The 17,343-nt window shown below is 60.8% G+C and carries 11 protein-coding genes and 1 pseudogene; 4 read left to right on the forward strand and 8 right to left on the reverse strand.

Annotated elements, in window-relative coordinates:
* The first annotated feature begins 10 nt into the window (after positions 1–10).
* Entirely contained in the window at positions 11–1,615 is a 1,605-nt protein-coding gene (locus D3878_RS23075; protein WP_158592363.1) for a bifunctional aminoglycoside phosphotransferase/ATP-binding protein, read from the forward strand.
* Positions 1,616–1,681: 66 nt separating this feature from the next.
* Positions 1,682–3,301: a chaperonin GroEL gene (gene groL / locus D3878_RS23080; RefSeq protein WP_119787596.1), complete on the forward strand. Its 1,620-nt coding sequence runs from the start codon at positions 1,682–1,684 to the stop codon at positions 3,299–3,301.
* A gap of 3 nt (positions 3,302–3,304) precedes the next feature.
* On the opposite strand, the gene rpoD is transcribed toward groL, so the two are convergent.
* From rpoD to D3878_RS23095, 3 genes are all read right to left on the reverse strand, one after another.
* On the reverse strand, positions 3,305–5,869 hold the full coding sequence (rpoD, locus tag D3878_RS23085; protein WP_119787597.1) for an RNA polymerase sigma factor RpoD: 2,565 nt from the start codon (positions 5,867–5,869) through the stop codon (positions 3,305–3,307).
* 323 nt (positions 5,870–6,192) lie between these two features.
* The gene (locus D3878_RS23090; protein WP_119787598.1) at positions 6,193–7,422 is read right to left on the reverse strand and encodes a nucleoside recognition domain-containing protein; all 1,230 of its coding nucleotides are present in this window, start codon (positions 7,420–7,422) and stop codon (positions 6,193–6,195) included.
* 93 nt (positions 7,423–7,515) lie between these two features.
* Positions 7,516–7,893, reverse strand: a complete 378-nt coding sequence (locus D3878_RS23095; protein WP_119787599.1) for a PilZ domain-containing protein — start codon at positions 7,891–7,893, stop codon at positions 7,516–7,518.
* Between the two features lie 257 nt (positions 7,894–8,150).
* On the opposite strand from D3878_RS23095, the gene D3878_RS23100 reads away from it, so the two are divergent.
* Complete coding sequence (locus D3878_RS23100) at positions 8,151–9,896, forward strand: methyl-accepting chemotaxis protein (RefSeq protein ID WP_119787600.1); 1,746 nt, start codon at positions 8,151–8,153, stop codon at positions 9,894–9,896.
* A 414-nt stretch (positions 9,897–10,310) separates the two neighbouring features.
* Here the strand turns inward: D3878_RS23100 and D3878_RS23105 are convergent.
* Together D3878_RS23105 and D3878_RS23110 are read right to left on the reverse strand one after the other, a co-directional pair.
* A pseudogene (locus tag D3878_RS23105) lies at positions 10,311–11,420 on the reverse strand (PilT/PilU family type 4a pilus ATPase); the annotation flags it as partial.
* Positions 11,421–11,572: 152 nt separating this feature from the next.
* On the reverse strand, positions 11,573–12,442 hold the full coding sequence (locus D3878_RS23110) for a Dyp-type peroxidase (RefSeq protein ID WP_119787602.1): 870 nt from the start codon (positions 12,440–12,442) through the stop codon (positions 11,573–11,575).
* 285 nt (positions 12,443–12,727) lie between these two features.
* Between D3878_RS23110 and D3878_RS23115 the strand changes: the two genes are divergently transcribed.
* Positions 12,728–12,976 carry a hypothetical protein gene (locus D3878_RS23115; RefSeq protein ID WP_147384091.1) on the forward strand — a complete coding sequence of 83 codons (249 nt, stop codon included), beginning with the start codon at positions 12,728–12,730 and terminating at the stop codon, positions 12,974–12,976.
* A gap of 64 nt (positions 12,977–13,040) precedes the next feature.
* Here D3878_RS23115 and paeA read toward each other — a convergent pair whose 3' ends face one another.
* The 3 genes from paeA to D3878_RS23130 all read right to left on the reverse strand — a co-directional run bounded on the left by paeA (position 13,041) and on the right by D3878_RS23130 (position 17,298).
* On the reverse strand, positions 13,041–14,348 hold the full coding sequence (gene paeA / locus D3878_RS23120) for a polyamine export protein PaeA (RefSeq protein WP_119787604.1): 1,308 nt from the start codon (positions 14,346–14,348) through the stop codon (positions 13,041–13,043).
* Between the two features lie 128 nt (positions 14,349–14,476).
* Positions 14,477–15,385, reverse strand: coding sequence for a DUF6999 family protein (locus D3878_RS23125; protein WP_119787605.1), 909 nt, complete (start codon positions 15,383–15,385; stop codon positions 14,477–14,479).
* Positions 15,382–17,298: a StlD/DarB family beta-ketosynthase gene (locus D3878_RS23130; RefSeq protein WP_119787606.1), complete on the reverse strand. Its 1,917-nt coding sequence runs from the start codon at positions 17,296–17,298 to the stop codon at positions 15,382–15,384. The genes D3878_RS23125 and D3878_RS23130 overlap by 4 nt, the downstream gene beginning before the upstream one ends.
* Positions 17,299–17,343 lie beyond the last annotated feature (45 nt).

Genomic DNA, 17,343 nt, shown 5'->3' on the forward strand with positions numbered 1-17,343 from the left:
CATGTTGTGCATGCCTATGGAACCGCAGGATGCTCCCGATCTTCAGGAAAAACTGGTCCGAGCGCTGGCCGGCACATTGCAGGCGGCGTCGGCGCCGGTCAGTCTGTTTGAAACGCATATCTCCTGGATACTGGTGGCGGGACAATCTGCCTGCAAGATCAAGAAGGCGGTGCGCTTCGATTTCCTGGATTTTTCCACGCTGGCCGCGCGCCGCTTCTACTGTGAAGAGGAATTGCGCCTGAATCGCCGGCTGGCGCCGCAACTCTACCTGGAGGTGCAAGCCATTACCGGCAGCGCCGACGCGCCGCTGCTGGGCGGGTCCGGCCCGGCGATCGAATATGCGCTCAGGATGCGGGCATTTCCCCAGGAGGCCTTGTGGAGCGAGCGCGTGGTCACGGGCGCCATCGCCGCCGGCGAGATCGACCAACTGGCGGCGATCCTGGCGCGATTTCATCATGAGGCACCGGTGGCGCCGTCCGACAGCCGCTGGGGTACGCCGGCGCTGTTGCGGGCGAGTGCCGACGAAATCCTGGACACCCTTGCGCAAGCGCTGCGCGACCCCGCCGACAAGCCGCGGGTGGACGCGTTGCTGGAATGGCATCAAGCGCGCCATGTGCAACTTTGTCCGACCTTTGAGCGGCGCCGGCGGGAAGGGTATGTGCGCGAGGGCCATGGCGATCTGCATTGCGGCAATATCCTCACCGTGGACGGCCATGCCACGGCATTCGATTGCATTGAATTCAGCGAGGGTTTGCGCTGGATTGATGTGTTGAACGATATCGCCTTCGCCACCATGGACCTGCAGGTATGCGGCCGTGCGGACCTGGCTGCACGCCTGCTCGATCGCTACCTCGAAGCCAGCGGCGACTACCTAGATCTGGCCCTCTGGCGCCATTACCAGACCCTGCGCGCGCTGGTGCGCTGCAAGGTATATCTTCTGCGCCTGCAGGAACTGGCGGCGGACGCGCCGCAACGCACCGATTGCGAACGTCGGATGCAAGCCTACCTGGGGTTCGCCTGCGCCAGTATCAGCCCCGCGTCCCCGGCGCTGATGATCATGCATGGCTTTTCCGGCAGCGGCAAGTCGACCGTTGCCGGCGCGGTGGTGGAACTCTGCGGCGCTGTGCGAATCCGTTCTGATGTGGAGCGCAAGCGCATGCAGGGCATTGCCGCCGGCAGTCCGGCAGCGGGCGATCTGTACGCGCCGGCGGTGAGCGACGCCACCTATGCGCGGCTGGGCTTGCTGGCGCGACGCATTGTCGAGGCCGGTTTGCCGGTGGTCGTCGATGCGGCTTTTCTCGACCGCGCCCAGCGGCAGCGCTTCGCTGCGTTGGCGCGCGAACTCGGCGTGCCGTTCCTGATCTTCGATGTGCGCGCCGATGCAGCGCTCATGCGCGAGCGTCTCGCCCGGCGCGCGCGCCAGGGCGGCGATCCCTCGGATGCCGGCGTCGAAGTGCTGGCGCTCCAGCTGGTCAGCCACCATCCTTTGTCCGCCGAGGAAATGCCGCATGTGGCGCCGGTCGACAGCGCCGGCGGCAATGTGGCGCAGGCAATCCGGTTCGCCTGGAATAGCCTGCAGGCGGTGGCGCACTGCAGCGCCAATGCCCCGTCCTGATCTCGATCAACGCGATTGCCGGCTGCGGCGGCATCCTTGTGCGATCCACAATGAAGCGGGGGCGTCATGCCGGCCAAGATATTGCTGTTCCACGAGGAAGCGCGCGCGAAGATGTTCGCCGGACTCAATACGCTCGCCAACGCGGTCAAGGTCACGCTCGGCCCCAAGGGGCGCACGGTGGTTCTCGACAAGCCTTACGGCCCGCCGACGGTAATCAATTCCGGCGTGATCGTCGCCCGTGAAATCGAACTGGCCGACCCGCTGGAAAACGTCGGCGCCAAGATGGTGCGCGAAGTCGCCGCCAAAACCTCGGAAGCTGCCGGCGACGGCACCACCACCGCCACCGTTCTGGCGCAGGCGATGGTGCGGCAGGGCCTGAAGTACGTCGCCGCCGGCTTCGATCCGATGGACCTGAAGCGCGGCATCGATGGCGCGGTGGACGCCATCGTCGCGCGCCTGCACGAGAATTCCCGCCAGATTGCCTCGAATCAGGAAATCGCCCAGGTCGGCACCATCTCTGCCAATGGCGACGCCGCCATCGGCGAGATGATCGCCCAGGCCATGGAGCGCGTCGGCCGCAGCGGCGTGATCAAGGCTGAGGACGGGCGCGGCATGCGCAACGAACTGGAAATCGTCGAGGGATTGCAGTTCGAACGCGGTTACCTTTCGCCTTATTTCATCAACGATGCCGAAGCCGGACGGGTAGTGCTGGAAAATGCCCTGGTGCTGGTGTGCCAGAAGCCGGTTTCGCTGGCCCGTGAACTGGTGCCGGTGCTGGAACTGGCCATGCAGGGCGGCCAGTCCCTGCTGATCCTCGCCGAGGATGTCGAAGGCGATGCCCTGGCGACCCTGGTGGTAAATGCCTTGCGCGGCATCCTCAAGGTATGCGCGGTGAAGGCGCCGGGCTTCGGCGACCAGCGCAAGGCGCGCCTGGAGGATATCGCCATCGTCACCGCGGCCCGGGTCATCTCGCCGGAAACCGGCGCTGAACTGGAGAAGGCCACGCTGGCGGACCTCGGGCGCGCCGTCCGCATCGAAATCGACCGTGACAATACGACCATCATTGGCGGCGCCGGTGATGCCGGGGCGATCGGCAGGCGCATCGCGCAAATCCGCCAGGAAGCGCAACGCAGCGACAGCGATTACCTGCGCGAGCAGCTGGAGGAACGTGCGGCCAAGCTGAGCGGCGGGGTCGGGCTGATCAAGGTGGGCGCCTCGACCGAGACCGAGATGAAGGAACGGAAGTCACGCGTGCAGGATGCGCTGCATGCGACCCGGGCGGCGGTGGAAGAGGGCATAGGCGCCGGCGGCGGGGTGGCGCTGCTGCGCGCGCGCGCCGCGCTGGCGCAATTGCAGATGCCGAACCTGGCGCAGGAATCGGGCGTGCGCATCGTCCATCGCGCGCTGGAAGAACCGTTGCGCCAGATCGTCGCCAATGCCGGCGGCGAAGCCGACGTCGTGATCGAGGCGGTCGCCGCTGGCAGCGGCGACTATGGCTACAACGCCGCAACCGCCGAATACGGCAGCATGTTCGCCATGGGGGTGATCGACCCGACCAAGGTTACCCGGCTCGGCTTGCAAAACGCGGCGTCGATCGCCAGCCTGTTTTTGACGACAGACTGCATCGTGGTTGAGGCGCAGGCGCCGGCCGGGCCGCCACTGGCGGCCGACGGCCTCGGCATGTGAGGCCTAGTGCCCTTCCAGGAAGGTTTTCAGGCGATCGGCGCGCGAGGCCTGGCGCAGCTTGTTCATCGCCTTGAGTTCGATCTGGCGGATGCGCTCGCGCGTGACTTCGAAATGCTTGCCGACTTCCTCGAGCGTCAGGTCGCTGTTCATCTCGATACCGTAGCGCATGCGCAGCACCTTGGCTTCGCGCGGCGGCAGGCTGTCGAGCACGTCCTTGATGACGTCGCGCATGGATGCCTGCAGCGCCGCATCGGCCGGCGCCAGGGTGCTGTCGTCCTGGATGAAGTCGCCAATACTGGAATCGCCATCCTCGCCCATCGGCATGTCCATCGAAATCGGCTCCTTGGCCACTTTCATGATTTCGCGGATTTTCGCTTCCGGCATGTCCATCTTTTTGGCAAGGGTGGCGATGTCGGCTTCGGAGCCGGTTTCCATCAGCACCTGGCGGTTGATGCGGTTCATCTTGTTGATGGACTCGATCATGTGCACCGGCACGCGGATGGTGCGCGCCTGGTCGGCAATGGCGCGCGAGATCGCCTGGCGGATCCACCAGGTGGCATAGGTCGAGAACTTGTAGCCGCGGCGGTATTCGAATTTGTCCACGGCCTTGAGCAGGCCAATGTTGCCTTCCTGGATCAGGTCGAGGAATTGCAGGCCGCGGTTGACGTATTTCTTGGCGATTGAAATCACCAGGCGCAGGTTGGCCTCGGTCATCTCGCTCTTGGCCTGGCGTGCGCGGCGCTCGCCCGCCGTCATTTTCTGGTTAATGGCGCGCAACTCGGACAGCGGAATGGCTGCCGAACGCTCCAGTTCGACCAGGCGCGACTGGTATTCGCGGATCGCGTGGACTTGCCGCGCAAGGCCGGCGCTATGCGGGTAGGCGCAATCGACTTCGCGCTGGACCCAGTCGAGGTCGGTTTCATTGCCGGGAAAGATCTTGATGAAGCGCTCGCGCGGCATGCCGCACTTGTTGACGGCCACATCCAGCACCTGCCGTTCCAGTTTGCGGACGGCGTCGACTTGCTTGCGCAACAGGTCGCACAGGTTGCCCACGGTTTTCGCAGTGAAGCGCATGCTCAGGAATTCCCTGGCAATCGCTGCCTGCGCGGTGCGCCAGGCTTCGCTCGCCTGGCCGCCAGCGGCATGGGCTGCACGCATCGCCTCGAAATGGACGGCACCCGCAGCAAACTTCTTCAGCGCTTCGGCGCGCATCTGCTTGAGCTGATCGGCCGACATGCCATTGGCGCCGCCGGCGGTGTCGACGGCCTCTTCTTCCTCGTCCAGATCGTCTTCATCGTCTGCCAGTTCCGCGCCTTGCAGTTCGTCGTCCGCAGGTGCGGCGGCGTCGGCGCTGACATCGGCGAAGCCGTCGATGATGTCATCGATCTTGATCTGGTCCTGCTCCAGCCTGGTCGCCTGCGCCAGTACTTCGGCGATGGTGGCGGGGTTGGCGGAAATGGCTTGCATCATTTCGGTCAGGCCATCCTCGATGCGGCGGGCGATGGCGATTTCCTGCTGGCGATTGAGCAGCTGCACCGAAGCCATTTCGCGCATGTACATGCGCACCGGGTCGGTGGAGCGGCCGAAGTCGGCGTCTACCGCCGACAGCGCGGTCGAGACCACCGCTTCGGTATCGTCATCGCTGGCCACCGGCATGACGCCGTCGTTCAGCAACAGGCTTTCGCTGTCGGGCGCGCGTTCGGACACCGTGATGCCCATCGAAGTGAAGGTGCCGATCAGGTTGGCGATGGTGTCGGCGTCGGTCAGGTTGTCGGGCAAGTGATCGTTGATCTCGGCGTGCGTCAGGTAACCACGCTCGCGGCCGAGGTTGACCAGCAGCGTCACTTGCTTGCGCCGCGCTTCCATTTCCGCTTCCGATAAATTCTGGCCAGCCAGTGATTTACTCGATGGCACACCCAGCATTTCAGCTTTTTCTGCCGCATTCACGGCTGCAATTTCTTCGGTTTCCGGGTGGTATTCGGAGGGCTTGCGACCGCGCCGCGCGGCTTGCTTGACGCCCGGCATGGCATAGGCGGAAGTGTCGATTGCCGCCAGTGCCGCAGCGTGCGCCTGGCGGCTGCTTATGGGGATGCTGCTGCCGGCCTGGGGTTTTGCAGCCGGCTTGATGACGGTTTTTCCCGGCGCCTTGACAATGGTCTTGCTGACCGGTCTGGCAACGGCAGTTGCGGTCTCCGGTTGGGCGACAGGCATGGCGGTGCTGCCTGCTATGGCAGCATCCGCCACGGGCGCTGCAGTGACAGGCACTGCGGTGGCAGGCGCCGCTGCCAGCCGGGAAAGCGGCTTTTTGACGACAATGACCTTGCTTTTCGGCGGCGCCAGGCTAGCTGCTTCCGCGGTGGATTCTGCCGCCGGCGCAGTCTCCTGGGCCGCTGCGCCGGGCACTACCAGCCTGGAGCGGCGGGTAACGACGGTGACGGGCTTGGCGCCTTCGCCGTCGGCAAGCGGCTGGACCACAACCATGCTCAGGCCTTGCGGCGGCACGGCTGCGGGCGAATTGTTTTCAGCGATTTTTTTGGTAAGCGACAGGGTTTTTGCAGGTTTCGTCATTGCGTCAGTGTTATCGATAACAACCTGTCATCCGGACACGGAAATAGCCAGCCCTGGAAGGGTGGTGGCATCTCGACGTGCACAGGATGGCGAGGGCGGGGCGGGTCGCAGCACGTACCGGCATGCTGCGTCAACGCTGTCTATTCAAGGGGAAAAACGGGAAAGCGGTACGATCACAGGATTCAGGATTGGTTCAAGCAAACGGGCCGCAGGCGCCAGATGATGGCAGGATGCGAAAAAAATGCAGTCGCGCATTATGTTTCATTGCGATAAAGGCGTCAAATCCTGCGAGTGAATATCAGGTATCACGAAAATAAATAATGTCAGCCAAAAAACCAGTAGCATACGCCGATCGAGGCCAGCACCCCGGCGGCATCGGCCAGCAGGGCGCAGCCGACCGCATGGCGGGCGCGCTGGATGCCGACTGCGCCGAAATACACCGCCAGCACATAGAAGGTGGTTTCCGTGCTGCCCTGGACGGTCGCTGCCACCAGCGAAGGGAAACTGTCCACCCCGGTGGTTTGCATGGTTTCGATCAGCATGGCGCGCGCGGCGCTGCCGGAAAAGGGTTTGACCAGGGCGGTCGGCAGGGCTTCCACAAAGCGGCTGTCCAGTCCGGCGATCGTCACCAGGTGGCGCAAGCCGTCGAGCAGGATCTCCAGCGCACTGGAGGCGCGCAGGACGCCAACCGCGCACAGCATGGCAACCAGGTAGGGCAACAGGTTTTTGGCGACCTCGAAGCCTTCCTTGGCGCCCTCGACAAAACTTTCATAGACCGGCACGCGGCGCCAGGCGCCCCACAGTAGAAACAGCAGGATCAGGCCGAACAGCACCAGGTTGCCAAGCAGGGAGGACAGCGCTGCCAGTGCGGTGGCCGACAGGCCGGCGAGAAATGCCATCATCGCCCCCAGCACGAGGGCGGTGCCGCCCAGCCAGGCCAGTACTACCGGGTCGCGCAGTTTCAGGCGCTGCATCAGCGCCACCGCCAGAAATCCGGTCAGGGTCGAGGCGCTGGTGGCGATCAGGATCGGCAAGAATACCAGGGTCGGATCGGCCGCGCCCTGCTGCGTCCGATACATGAAAATTGATACCGGCAAGAGGGTCAGCGAGGAAGCATTGAGCACCAGGAAGAGGATTTGCGCATTGCTGGCCACCAGCGGCAGCGGGTTCAGTTCCTGCAGGGCGCGCATCGCCTTCAGGCCGATCGGCGTGGCGGCATTGTCAAGTCCGAGCGCGTTGGCGGTGAAATTGAGCGTGATCAGGCCGAGCGCCGGATGGCCCGGCGGCACTTCCGGCATCAGGCGGCGGAACAGCGGGGACAGCAGGCGCGCCAGCACCTCGACCAGGCCAGCCTTTTCAGCGATGCGCAAGAAACCGAGCCACAGCGTCAGGGTGCCGAATAGCAGCACCATCACCTCGACCGACAGCTTGGCCATGGCGAACAGGCTTTCCACCATCGCGGCGAACACGCCGGCCTCGCCGCCTGCCAGCCAGCGCACCAGTGCGCTCAGCGCGGCCACCACGAAAAAGCCCAGCCACAGGCCGTTCAACATGTCTTGCTCCCAAGCTCGGTAAAAATGTGGGCATGATCATGCCGTTGATGGCCGGAAAATACAACCGGATGGCCTTGCCTTGTTGTTATTGCTTCACCACCCGACTGGCAAACCGTTCGATGCGCACAACTGCTCGATATGCATTTTGCTGTGGGAGTCATAATCGCGGAAGCGCACGCCGATCCGATACGCATCCTCGGCGAGGGGAACGCAATACACCACCTTTGCCCAGACGTTGATCCGCCTGGATTCCAGGTTCACGTTGGCATCGAAGGCGATTGCGCAGGTATCGCCATGCTGCAAAGCCGTACTCCCCACCAGGCCGATGCCGCCACGGGAAATGTCGGTGATCCGGATTGGCCGCGGGATAGCGTCGTGCCCCAGCATCCGCGCGGTGACATCAAGCGTGTGCCGTGAACTCGCCCGCAGTTCGGGGGGTGGCCGAAAATTTTCCGGTATTTCGGAGGTCATAATGCCTACAGGAAATCAAAGTCGAAACGGCCGCTATTTTGCACCGAAAGTTAAATGCCAAAAGTTAATTTTTGTGACGTTTTATTTTTGCCAACAGTCCACAAGCTTGCCACCTGCGAACACGGCCGGCGGTGGCGCGGCCTCAGCAACCCATCCAGGGAAAATTGGTATCAGGAGCCTCTAGGAAGTTTCCGCAAAGAAATTATACAATGTGGGGCTCTGCTGTTTGCGGTTTTGTTAAAAAATAAGGGAAAAACATGTTATTTGGGAATTTGAAAATCGGAGTCCGCCTGGGTGCGGGGTTCGCGTTAATGCTCCTGATGCTGGTTGCTAGCACAGCGCTTGGATTGCGATCGATGGAACAAGTGGATACCCACATGCAGCAGATTGTACAAAACCACAATGCCAAGATTTTCGCCGCCACGGAAATGGCGGACAATTCCCGCGACATCGAGTCGATCGTCAGTTATATGGTGCTGCTGGAAGATCCTGTTGCTATCCGTCAGCAGCAGGACAAGCTGGCCAAGGCGCGTACGGCTTACATTCAAGCCAAGAAGCGATTGCTCGATACCACGTTGAACCAGAAGGAACAGAAATTGCTGGACAAGCTTGAAGCTGTCCTCAAGGTCGCCGGCCCGTTGACTAACAAGGTCATCGAGCTGGCGACAGAAACCCGTCGTGGCGAGGCCACCAGCGTAATGATGAGCCAATCTGCCCCGGCGACACGGCAGGCGATTGATGCGATTATCGATGTCGTCAACTACGAAAAAGAGCTGGCAAACATTGCTGCGACGGAGGCGAGGGAGCAATACGTCAGTGCGCGCCGAATGACGCTGGGACTTGGCGGGCTTGCCCTGGCATTGGGGGCGCTGATCGCATGGATCATTACCCGATCAATCACCCGGCCGATCAATCAGGCAGTGCGCGTGGCCAAGACCGTCGCGGCGGGCGACCTTGGCAGCCACATCGAGGTCCACTCCAGCGATGAGACCGGCGAGTTGTTGCAAGCATTGCAAGACATGAACAACAGCTTGTCCTCGATCGTAAGCCAGGTGCGCAATGGCACCGACCTGATCGCCTCCGCATCGAGCCAGATCGCCAGCGGCAACCTGGACCTGTCCTCGCGCACCGAACAGCAGGCCAGTTCGCTGGAAGAAACCGCCTCCTCGATGGAAGAGCTGACCTCGACCGTCAGGCAAAATGCCGATAATGCCCGCCAGGCCAACAGCCTTGCGCAATCCGCCTCGGAAGTGGCGGTCAGGGGCGGCGCCGTCGTATCGAGCGTGGTCGACACCATGGGGGCGATCAATGAATCGGCGAAGAAGATCGCCGACATCATCGGCGTCATCGATGGCATTGCCTTCCAGACCAATATCCTGGCCTTGAACGCCGCGGTGGAGGCGGCGCGCGCCGGCGAACAGGGACGCGGCTTTGCGGTTGTGGCGGCCGAAGTGCGCACGCTGGCACAACGTTCGGCGGCGGCCGCCAAGGAAATCAAGAGCCTGATCGGCGATTCGGTCGACAAGGTCGGTGCCGGCAGCAAGCTGGTGCAGCAGGCTGGCACGACGATGGAGGAAGTCGTCACCAGCATCCGCCGCGTCACCGACATCATGGGCGAGATTACTGCCGCCAGCAGCGAACAGAGCGCCGGCATCGAGCAGGTCAACCAGGCCATCGGCCAGATGGACCAGGTCACCCAGCAGAATGCGGCACTGGTCGAGGAAGCGGCCGCGGCCGCCGCCAGCATGCAGGATCAGGCTGACAAGCTGGCGCAGGTGGTCGGCGTGTTCCGGGTCGATGGCATGCGGACGGATGCCGTGCAGTCGCGGCCAGCGAATAAACGGGAGCCGCATGAGCGGCCAGTGACAAGGACGAAGCCCGCCATGCTCGAGCGGCAGGCGCGCGCGACAAATCCGGTTGTGGCGGCGCCGGCATCCGGTGCCGTGACGGCGCGTGACCTGGTGAGCAGGAGCGCCGGCAAGGATGAGTGGGAAGAGTTCTAACGCTGCGTTGCTCGCGCCGCCTGGACTTGAGAACGGCGTCCAGCGCGTTTGTGTGTTTCGATAGCCGCGTCAGGCAAAGGAAGCCTGGCGCGCATTGCAATTTGACGCTGCCTGCCTTGATTTTTATCATGCTTAAAAAACGCATGAAAATCATGTGCTTAGGTAAGTTTGCCTGGGGTTATCCACAGATTTCTCCACGGATGACGGGGATAAGTACGGCGTTACCCAATTATCCGTCTGGCGCGTTTCCGGCTAGGCGGATTTTTTTTGTTCCCGCTGGTTTTTCAGTTCCTGCAATTCCGCCAGTTGCTTCTCTTCCAGCAGCCGCCGCTTTTCTTTTTGTTTCTGGAGCTCCTCAAGCCGGATCGCTTCCAGTTCTTCCTCGGAGGGGCCGTGATCGATCGTCAGCGCCATGGCTGCCGCGGAAGCCGGTTCGCCCCGCTCGCTCCTGAGCTTGATATTCAGGCGCAATTCGTTGGCTGAATCGGCGTTGCGGATGGCTTCCTCGTAAGCGATGTGGCCATCGTTATACAATTCAAACAGCGCCCAGTCGAAGGTGCGCATGCCGAGCTCGCGTGACTTGGCCATGATCGCCTTGATCTCATGAAATTCGCCCTTGAAGATGCGTTCGGCGATGCTGGGCGTATTGAGCAGGATCTCGATGGCGGCCTTGCGGCCGTTGCCGTCGATGGTGCGCACCAGCCGCTGCGAGATAATCGCGCGCAGGTTCGAGGAAAGATCCATCAGCAACTGGTTGCGCCGTTCTTCCGGGAAGAAGTTGATGATGCGGTCGATGGTCTGGTTGGCGCTATTGGCATGCAAGGTCCCCAGGCATAGATGGCCGGTCTCGGCAAAGGCAATCGCGTGCTCCATGGTTTCGGCATCGCGGATTTCGCCGATCAGGATGACATCCGGCGCCTGGCGCAGGGTATTCTTCAAGGCATGGTGCCAGGAGTGGGTATCCACGCCCACTTCGCGATGCGTGATCAGGCATTGCTGCGACTTGTGCACGTACTCCACCGGATCTTCCACGGTAATGATATGGCCCGGCGAGGTGCGGTTGCGATGATCGATCATCGCCGCCAGCGAAGTGGACTTGCCCGAGCCGGTGCCGCCAACCACCAGCACCAGGCCGCGCTTGTGCATGACGACTTCTTTCAAGACTTCAGGCAAGGCCAGTTTCTCGAAATTGGGGATTTCCGAAGCGATGGTGCGGATCACCATGCCGACGTGTTGCTGCTGGATGAAGACATTCACCCGGAAGCGCGACAGGCCCGGAATGGATACCGCAAAATTGCATTCCATTTCCTTGGCAAATTCCTCGCGCTGGCGCGCGTTCATCATCGCATGCGCCAGCACGCGCGTGATCTCGCCGGTGAGCTGTTGCGGGCTCAAGGCTTGCATGGCACCGTGGATTTTCATGCTGGGCGGATATTCATGCGCGATGAACAGGTCCGAGCCGCCGGCGCGACTCATCGCCGCCAGCAGTTTGTGCATGTAATCGCGGGCTTTATCTTCGGTCAGAGTCGTCATGGGCAGTTTTGGCAGAGGTCGGCGCGGTCAATTATAGTTCCTGTAGGAAACTATTGGCAGGCATTTGCAAGTTGCCGAAGAGAAGGGTGAACGCCGTGATACATGCCAATCAGGGCAGCCGCATCTGCGACGGTGTTCGTGCCCTATCGTACGGCGCGCAAGTCCAGTCGGCCCTCTTGCAGCGGCGGGCACCAGTAATAGCCGCCGCTGGTCGCGCGGCTGAAACCGAACAGGGCATCGATAATGCCGTCTTCCAGTCCGGCCATGCGGCGCAGCTGCGCTTCATAGGCGTCGAGTGTATGGCCGAAGGCAAGGAACACCAGGCCGGCCTGGCCACCCTCCGCCCACGGCATCGAGCGGCGCACCACGAAGGCTTCCGGGCTGAAGCTTTCCTGTGCGGTGCGCTTGACGTGGGCCGATTCCGGCGCGTCTTCCAGTTCTTCATTGTCGCTCTTGCGGCGCCCCATGATGTGGTCTTGCGCTTGCTGCGGCAACGCCGCGAAGCGCTCGAGCTCATGCGTCCAGTGCTGCACGGCGGCGAAGCTGCCGCCGGGGCCGTGGCTGGCGATCGCCGCCTGCACGGCGTCCTCGCCCTCGGGATTTTCGGTGCCGTCCTCATAGCCGGTCAGGTCGTGCCCGGTCTTGTAGCGGAAGGCTTCCGTCATCTGCACCAGGCGTAGCGCTGGCGCTAGCGCCGCCTCGATGGCACGGCTACGATGCAGCAGCTCGCCGCGGTCGTCGCCGCGCAGCCAGCACCACAGTGCATGCTGGGTCGAAGGGATATCCACGCTGGCGCCAGCGAGCGCCGGAAACGGCCGCAAGCCGTCGAGCCGGCGGCCCAGCGCCTGCAGCAGCGAATCGCCCAGCCCGACCACGGTCGCCTCGCCATCGGCCAGTTGCACCAGCCGCTCGAGCGCCGCCGGCAAGTCGGCAGCCGATTCGATGGCGAAAAACAGGTGGCGGGCCTGTGGCGGCACCGGCGTGGCGAGGATGCCTGGCTGGAAGTGCGTCATGTGAATTCCTTTTGGAAAAGCATGATTGTATAAAAAAAAACCCGCAGACCTTGCGGTTTGCGGGCTGAATCCAATTCATGAAGATTGGAGGAGACAGGTGCAATATTAATAAAGGGGCGGGGGCATGTCTGCTTTATATTGGCAATAGGAGATATTTGTTTTGTGTATAACATTTTCGCCACGGGCGAAAAGCAGGTGAATGCATGATTGGTGCGCATGGATGTAGCAGGGTGCATTTGCGTATATATACTTAGGCAAGGAGAGCAAATTTGAATGGAGATGTTTATGGACACCAATTCTGTGGAATATCGTGGATTTCAAATCGTTGTTACGCCGATAAAGGACCATGAAGACCTTTGGGACTTTCAATATCACATATCAAAATCCGGGGATCCGGCAGCGACATCCATCGGCCACTCGATTTCGAGAAGGCAAACTTTCGGCGGGTATGAAACTGCGGCCATCGCCTGCGACGCGGGGATTGAAGTTGCAAAAATAGAGATCGACAATCACATTGCGCTGTCTGCAAAGTAAGTCAATGCCTCTGCCGCCAGAATAAATTTCGCCGCAGCCAGGGAATCTCGCAGGTTCGTCGAGATTACTCGACCGGCGTCCCTGGCGCCAGGCGCTTGACCAGCAACTGGTCGATGCGGTAGTGGTCCACATCCAGCACCTCGAACTTGATGCCTTCGTATTCAACACTGTCGGTGCGCTTGGGAACCTTGCGCAGCATGTACATCATGAAACCGGCGGCGGTTTGGTAGTTTTCTTCCTCGGGCAGGGTTTCAAGACCAATGGTGCGCTTCATGTCGCCTGCGGGCGTGCTGCCGTCGATCAGCCATGAGCCATCTTCGCGCTGCAGGATCTGCTTGTCCTCGTCCAGCGGCGTGCCCCAGCTGCCCATCACGGCAATCATGATATCGCTTACGGTGATGACGCCCATGACCAAAGCGTATTCATTGATCACCACGGCAAAACTTTCCTTGGTCGCGCGGAACTTGTCCAGCAGCTCCGACAAGGTCAGCGTATCGGGAATGATCAGCACGGTGCGAATGCTCGATTCATTCAACTGGAACAGCGACTGCTTGTTCAGCAGGCGCACCAGGATATCGCGGGTATCCACATAGCCGATGACATGGTCGATGACGCCATCGCAGACCGGAAACTTGGAGTAGGAGTGTTGCGCGATTTTCTGGCGAATGCTGTCTTCGGCTTCATTCAGGCTGAAAAATACCACGTTGTCGCGGCTGGTCATGGTGGACGTCACTGCGCGCGACTCCAGTTCGAAGACATTCTCGATAAAGTGCTGTTCCTGCTTCTGCAGAACGCCGGCCAGGGCGCCTGCTTTGACTGCGGCGGAGATTTCATCGAAAGTGATACTGTCATCCCGTGTCGTCTCGACCTTGAAAAGGCGGAACAGCAGGTTCGCCACGAGATTCAACGCCCACGAAAACGGCTTGCAAAGACGGATGAACAGCAGGACTGGCTTGATGACTGCTACGGCAATGCGTTCCGGCGCGATCATGGCTAGCCGCTTGGGCATCAGGTCGGAAAACAGGATGAACAGCGAGGTGACGGCAACAAACGCCAGCGTGAAGCCAATGTTCTCAAGCCAGGGGCCGGCATAAAAATAGCTGATCCAGCCAATGAAATAAGGCCGCAAGGCGCCTTCGCCAAGAATGCCGCCGAGGATGGCGATGGCATTCAGGCCGATCTGCGAGGCGGCAAAGAAATCCGCCGACTGCGCCTGCAGTGCCATGACTTTCAGGGCACGCTCATCGCCCGACTCGGCGAGCAGCTTGAGCTTGATTTTGCGCGCGCCGGCCAGCGAGATTTCGGTCAGAGACAGAAAACCGGCAGCCAGCACCAGTACCGCCAGGAGGACAATATGCTGGAATAAACTCACAAAACACCTGCAAAAAATGCGGCATGTTCAGAAATGTTACATCGACAGTATAGATTCGGGAAAAGTGTGTCAAGTACGACGAATTAAAGCTTGGCTTCGGCAACGAGGCAGCGCAGCGGCTGTCTTCACTACATACGCGCAACTTCATGTGAGGTGCTAACTGCTGTATGCTGTTCTGCTTTGGTCCGCGCCAGCAAGGCAAACAGCATTTCGGAAGCCAGGCCATGCAATACCAGCCTGTGACCGGCCCGCAGCGTCGTCAGCGGCACCAGCGGGTGCTTGTTGTTCAACAGGACGAGCTGTTCCGGCATGCCGAGTATCCTCGCCACGTAAATCGCGATGGGCTCATCCATTTGCAACGAATTGGTCGCGCGCCAGAAATCGCTATCGGTCAGGAACAGCGCATACACCGGCGTGAACAGGTCGATGGCCGTCTCAAGGTCGAGGAAATTGGTCCACCTGTTGGGCATGTCTTCAATGGCAAATCCGTCGGGCTGAATATCCTGAAAATCCGGATTGGCGATTTTCTCGATCTCGATATTCCTGGCGCGCAGTTCCTTGTTCAGATTGATCACGAAATTGAATAAATTGATGTCGTGCTTCAGGAACACGTGATCGATCAGATCATCGATCTTTTTCGGATAGAGCGGATTCATCGGCACCGTGACGCCAGGGATATTGCGGGCGATGAATGCCAGGTTTTGCGAGCCGATATGGAAATGGCGCAGGATCAGCCAGTTGGCGTCTGGCCGCACCCAGGTTTTCAAGCCCCAGACAAGCATGCGGTGCAGCAGGGCAGAGGACGTGAATGCCTTTGGCGCAATCACTTTCCATAGCTGCAGCAGAATGATCATGAGCCGCGCCAGCGGCCTTACCAATGGCAGCAGGAATTGGCGCGAGCGCGAACGCAGGTTGTTGATCCAGGCCTTCTTCACAGTATCGAACACGGGCACACTGCCGTCCAGGTACATCGCCAGCCATGGATCAGGATCGGCCGAGTCATGCGCTACTGCTGCAATATCGTCATGGACCTTCACAGTACGCCCCCCATGTGCAGCAGGTACAGGCTGGCGACTTCCCTGGCGGTGCGCACAATCCCGGCAGACGTGGCCGCGGCATCGTCCGACGATTCCAGAGCGATGCCGACGGCGGCAAGCCAGCGTTCGAGATGGTGCGGGTCATTGTCGCCATGGTATTGCAGGAAGCGGAATGCCTGCGGCGGCAAACCAGTTTGCACCTTGATCATGGGCAGCAGGGCAGGAATGATCCGCTGGCCCGTGCCCTCGATGATGTAAATGCCGCCCAACAGGCCGACCGGATTCTTGCGCGCGGCTGCCGCGTGCATATAGGCATTCAAGGCCTCGCCTCCCGGGTTACGCACCAGGGCGTCAAGCGGTAGCTCGCCGCCGGCAGCCAGGTAATCTTCATACAGAATCATGAAGTCGTTTTTCTCGTCATTGCCGTGTTCGGTAATCAGGGCCTTGAGCAGCAGGAAGGGCTCGCCGATGTTGTCGACAGCCTCGAACATCCATTTGCTGCCTTCGCGTACCTGCGGAATCCAGTGTTCCATCCAGCGCCGGTAATCCAGTCCAGTGAATTGCCGCCCGACGAGTTTGTGGATCAGCGGCGTTCTCCAGGCCGCAGAACGATAATCCTGCCAGATGCTTGCCAGTTCCTTGAGCGTATCGCGCATCAAGCCATCTTCCAGGTCCCCCGCTTCCACGGGAGGCGCCGGTAGATGCCGGCTATCGGCGGCAACTGCGGCCTCCTGCCTGAGTGCCTGCGACTGTGCCGGTGCCGGTACCGGTACCGGTACCGGCGCATCGCTGGCGTCCACCGCTTCCAGCAGGGCATAGGACACGGTAAAGCGGCCCGACTCCGGGACAAAGAAGAGGATCTTTTCGCCTTTCTTCAGGCGGCCGGAGGCCAGGAAATCATCCAGCATGATGAAAATGGAAGCCGAACCGGTATTGCCGCGGGACTTGAGGTTGCTGTACCAGCGCTCCTGCGGAATCACAAGTCCGGCCTTTTCCATCAAGTCTTCAACCACGCTCGAAAATTTTTCTGACGAATAATGGCAAAGGAAGTGATCGATGTCTTCCGGCTGAAAAACGCCGGCCTGCACCATCCGGGCATATTCGTGAATGCCGACATCGAACAGGTGCGGCAGCAGACGGATATCCTGGCGCAGAAAAAAGGCGCCATCCTTTTCCGCTTCGGCAAACGACGGGTAATCCAGATAAGACTTCGGCTGGTTCTTTTCCGGGTGCCCCACCTGCATGCACAGCGGGTAATCGCCGGAAAACGATTTCAGGTGCACCCAATGAAGCTTCAGCGACAGGCCCGATGCGGCGGGACGGCTGGCGAGCTGGCAGGCGCCGGCGCCGTCAGACAGCATCCAGCGCAGGAAGTGGCTGTCGAAATCGGTCTGATAACCGCGCGAGGCAAAGCGCGTGCGCTTGAACAGGCGCGACGGAAATTCGGAAGCCACGACCAATGCATGCTCGTGGTCGCCGCGCTCCACCTTCAGCGCGCCATACTGCAACGCCGACATGCCGGATGCGCAAACGCCCTGATGGCTGCTCGTCACCATGGGCTGGGCGCCGAGCTCGCCTTGCACCGCATTGGCAAAACCCGGCAGCACGTTGTCGCCGCCGGAGGTGCCGGTCCCCAGAAAGGAAATGTCCGCCAGACTGGTTCCGGTCCTGGCAAGGCACTGCCTTGCCGCCAACGCCGCCATCTGCGCATTGGAATGGGTGGAATCGCCATTGGCGTCCAGGGCGTAGTGGCGCGTCTGAATGCCGTTCTCTTCGAGGATGCGCTTCTTCAGGCGGGTGCAGCGGGCATTCATCGGCGCGATGAACTGGTCAATCGCTTCATTGTTAACCGGATTTCCCGGCAAGTATTTTCCGGTCCCGGTGATATACACCGAGGCATAAGGCTTAATCATTGTCCACGTTCCCTGGAGACGAATTCAAAAGATGAATGAAGCTTG

The sequence above is a fragment of the Noviherbaspirillum sedimenti genome, from assembly GCF_003590835.1.
GTDB lineage: Bacteria > Pseudomonadota > Gammaproteobacteria > Burkholderiales > Burkholderiaceae_D > Paucimonas > Paucimonas sedimenti.